A 4,371-nucleotide genomic window follows, 5' to 3' on the forward strand; every position below is an offset into this window, starting at 1 on the left:
AAAATCGAGCCGAATTGGGCAACTGCTGACGAGTACGTCACCCTGGGAAATAGTTTAGTTGAATTGGGCAATTTTTCACAAGCGATCGAAAGTTATTCGCGGGCAATTGAGTTAAACCCGCAACTGGCAACAGCTTATCACAATTTGGGCGAAATGCTGGTAGGTCAGAAGCGCTGGGATGAGGCGATCGCCAATTACCGTCAAGCTATTGCCATCAATCCAGATTCTTTTGAATCTTACCACAGTTTGGGCAAAACTTGGGCTGAGCGAGGAGAATGCGATCGGGCGATCGCCTGTTACCGCAAAAGCCTCGAAATCAATCCGAATTACGCCCGTGCTTACCTTGGTTTGGGCAATGTTTGGGCGCAGAAACGCGAGTTTGATGCCGCAATTCAATGTTACCGTCAAGCTCTGGAAATTAATGATAATTCCTATTGGGCGCACAATTATTTAGGCGAAGCGTTGGCCCAAAAACAACTGTGGCAAGAAGCTATTAGCTGTTACCGCCAAGCCATTGCTATCAATCCAGATATTCCTTGGTTTTACTGCAATTTGGGAATTGCTTTAACCTGCGAAAAATCCTGGGATAAAGCTGTTAGCGCTTACCTCCGCGCGATTCAACTCGAACCAAATTTGACGGGAATCAATCAGAGATTGGGATATGTTTTGCGGCAGCGCAGCGAATCGGATTTGGATAGCACAATCGCAGTTTACTGTCAAGATATTGAGCAACTTCCTAGCGGGAAAATTTACCACAAATTGCTGGGAATTGAGTTAGATGGAGCGGAATTTTATATAAATTTAGGCAACAGTTTGGCGAAACAGAAGCAGTTGGAAGGTGCGATCGTATTTTATAGCATGGCCATCAAAATCGATCCCAATGCTGCGGAAGTTGTCGCCAAACTTCAGGAAGTGCGGGCGAAACAACAGGAATTGTACGCAGAAATCGCTGCTTGCCGCCACCAAATCGATCTCGCTCCGAGCAACTCTAAGGCTTACAATGATTTAGGCAACATTCTACCGCAATTAGGGGAATTGGCCGAAGCAATTATTTGCCACCAAAAAGCCAGTGAATTGAGAGGTTGGCCGGAATGTGCGGCGAAAAACTATCAATTTACCCAAGATTGGTTTACCCACAATATTCCTATTTGGAAACGGCATTTGCAGCAGTTTACCGGAATTGCTGATTTTCAAGTTGTGGAAATCGGCAGTTTTCAGGGAATGTCGGCTTGCTGGCTGCTGGATAATATTTTAACTCATCCGACGGCAAAAATTACTTGCATCGATTTGTATTTTCAACAACATTTTAAGGGTAATATTGCTCAAACAGGAGTCGCCGAGAAAGTAATTGAATTAGAAGGTTACTCTCAAGATTTGTTAGTAAATTTGGATTCGGAATTTTACGATATTGCTTACGTTGACGGCTGTCACAAACCCACCAGCGCTTTGCAAGATGCGATTTTATCTTGGAGGTTGGTGAAAGTTGGCGGATTGATGATTTTTGACGATTACGAGTTTACTTTTCCCGACAGCCCGGAGCAAGATACTAAAATTGGAATCGATGTTTTTTTGGAGATGTTTAGCAGTCAGTTAGAAGTAGTACACAAAGGCTATCAACTAATTGTCAAAAAAACTGACAATCAAAAATTGGGCGAAGAGCAAACTCTGTTGTCTCTGGGTTGGGAAAAGTTGGGTGATATCGCGGCAGATGCGGGTTATCTCGATGAGGCGATCGCCCGCTATCAAACAGCTATTAAAATTAAGTCTGACAATTACTTGACTTATCACAAGTTGGGTAAAGCTTTGCAAGCAAAAGATTTGTTTGAGGAAGCTGGGGCCGCTTACCGAAGGGCGATCGCGCTTAACCCTAATTTTAGTTGGGCTTACCACTTTTTGGGGGAAACTTTACAGGCGATCGAGCAATACAGCGAAGCCGCTGCTGCTTACCACAAAGCGATTGAATTAAAACCAGATTTTTGTTGGAGTTACAATAATTTAGGCGATGCGCTGATGGAGCTTTCTGAGTGGGAAGACGCTGCTGTTAGTTACCACAAGTTAGTTGAACTGAATCCCGATTTTTGTTGGTCTTACGAGAGATTAGGTAAGGCTTTTGTTGCAGTAGAAAATTGGGAAGAGGCGACGGATGCTTACCGCAAAGCAATTGAATTAAATCCCGATGATTGTTGGTTGCACAATAGTTTGGGCGAAGTTCTGGAAAAACAAGAAAATTGGCCGGAATCAGCAGTTGCTTTTGGTCGTGCTGTTGAGCTAGAACCCAATGAGAGTTGGCTGTACAAAAAGTTGGGCGATGCGCTGCGGAATCAAGGGGAATTGGAAAGGGCGATCGCCATTTACGAAAAAGGCATAAATCTCGATCCAAAATCCTGTTGGTGTTACGAAGGATTGGGTTTGAGTTTAATTGCCAAACAGCACTGGGAACCTGCAATCACTAATTTAGTTCAAGCCCTGCAAATTCAACCCGATTTGTTTGAAGCTTACGATAATATAGGGTATGCTCTGGAACAACAAGGAGAAGTCGATGAGAGCGATCGGGCAAAATGCAGCAATCAAATCTTACCTTTAAGTATTCTCAAAAAATACTGTGGGTTTACAGAAGATTTGACCGTTACAGCAGAATCCAATCCGCACCTCACCTGCATTGACATCTATCCTGCGAGTCAAATCAATTTATCAGATTCCAAAACAATCGACAGCAGCCGCAGATTTGGGGGAAATCAAAGTCATTCCAGAAAAGCTTTTGTTGCCGTATTGCCAAACGGACGAGCTTGGGCAGATGTTGTGACTACCGCCGTGATTACTTCAGACAATAAACTTGTTGCTGATATTTCAATGGGTTGTGCTGAATTGGTAATCACTTCCGACAAATTGCCTCCCGCTGAACACGTCGATGGAAATGTGGCTTTTTTATCTGCTCGCTGGGGTGGAGCCTCTTATTTTCATTGGATGTTTGATGTGATTACCAGATTTGACCTTTTGCAGCGGAGCGGATTGATAGAAACTATAGATAAGTTTGTTGTCAATGCCTCGGATTCTTCCTATCAAGCAGAAACTTTAAATACTTTAGAAATTTCTCAACATAAACTTTTAGAAAGTCGCTGCAATTTACACATCACAGCCGATAAATTAATAATTCCATCAATATCTTATGACGGAGCAGGGGCGGTTTCAAAATGGAAGTGCGAATATCTACAACAGACATTTTTAAATGAACAACACCCACTAAATACAAACTATTCAGAGCGCATTTATATCAGTCGCGAACAAGCATCCTATCGGCGAATCGTCAACGATGAAGAGATAATTAAATACTTAGAAAAATTGGGGTTTCACAGTGTTAATCTGGAAACAATGTCGGTAGCGGAACAAGCAGCGTGTTTGGCTGCTGCTAAAGTTGTTGTCGCACCTCACGGAGGGGGATTGACTAATCTAGTTTTTTGCAGTCGGGGAACTAAGGTAGTTGAGATTTTTTCTCCCCTTTACGTTCCGCATTGTTATTGGATGATTAGCAACTTGTGCGGTTTGGAACATTACTATTTAATTGGTGATTTGGTTGATGATGGAACTCCGACAAAACCATTACATAAGAATATGCGGTTGGATTTGAACTCGCTGGAACAATTACTAACTCTTGCAGGAGTTTTGCATGGATAATGATTACCACGATTTGGGAAATTCGCTGCAATCAAGCGGTAGGTTTGATGAGGCTGTTGCTGCTTACCGCAAAGCTGTTGAGTTAAACCCGGATTTTTCGTGGTCTTATCACAATCTGGGCGATGTTTTGCTGAAACTCGAACGCTTTGATGATGCTGTCTGCGCGTACAAAAAAGCTGTTGAGTTAAACCCGGATTTTTCGTGGTCTTATCACAATTTGGGCGATGCTTTGCTGAAACTTCGGGAATGGGAAGAGGCTGCTGCGGCTTACCGCTGCGAGATTGCACTCAACTCGGATTTTGCTTGGTCTTTTTGCAATTTCGGCGATGCTTTAACTAAACTCAAACAGTGGGATGAAGCTATTGCTGCGTATTTGAAAGCTGTGGAAATTGACGGAGATTTGCCGGGAATTTACGATAAATTGGGGTATGTTCTCGGACAAACAACGTCTGATTTAAAGTTGGTATTAGAACAGTGTCAATTGCAAATTACACCGGAAAATTGGGAGTTTTATTTGTGTTTGGGGAGAAATTTAGGAAAGTACGATCGCCCAAAAAGCGCAATTATTTTTTACCAACTTCTCTTGACATCCGATCCGAGTTGTGCTGAACTGTCAGCGGAATTAGAGGAGTTGTTGCAGCAGCAAGAAAAGTACGTTAGCACTTTAGCCTCCGCCCGCGCCCAAGTCGCCCAAAAACC

General features: G+C 43.1%; 2 protein-coding genes. Both read left to right on the forward strand.

The window, feature by feature from the left end; all coding sequences use genetic code 11:
* Positions 1–3,672, forward strand: a 3,672-nt coding sequence (locus WBA89_RS25605) for a tetratricopeptide repeat protein (RefSeq protein WP_424410391.1), incomplete at its 5' end; no start/stop codon positions are given.
* The coding region (locus WBA89_RS25610) for a tetratricopeptide repeat protein (protein WP_424410393.1) at positions 3,665–4,371 on the forward strand (707 nt) is incomplete at its 3' end. The genes WBA89_RS25605 and WBA89_RS25610, both read left to right, overlap by 8 nt.

The sequence above is a fragment of the Microcoleus sp. genome (genome assembly GCF_049646505.1).
Taxonomy (GTDB): Bacteria; Cyanobacteriota; Cyanobacteriia; order Cyanobacteriales; family Microcoleaceae; genus Microcoleus.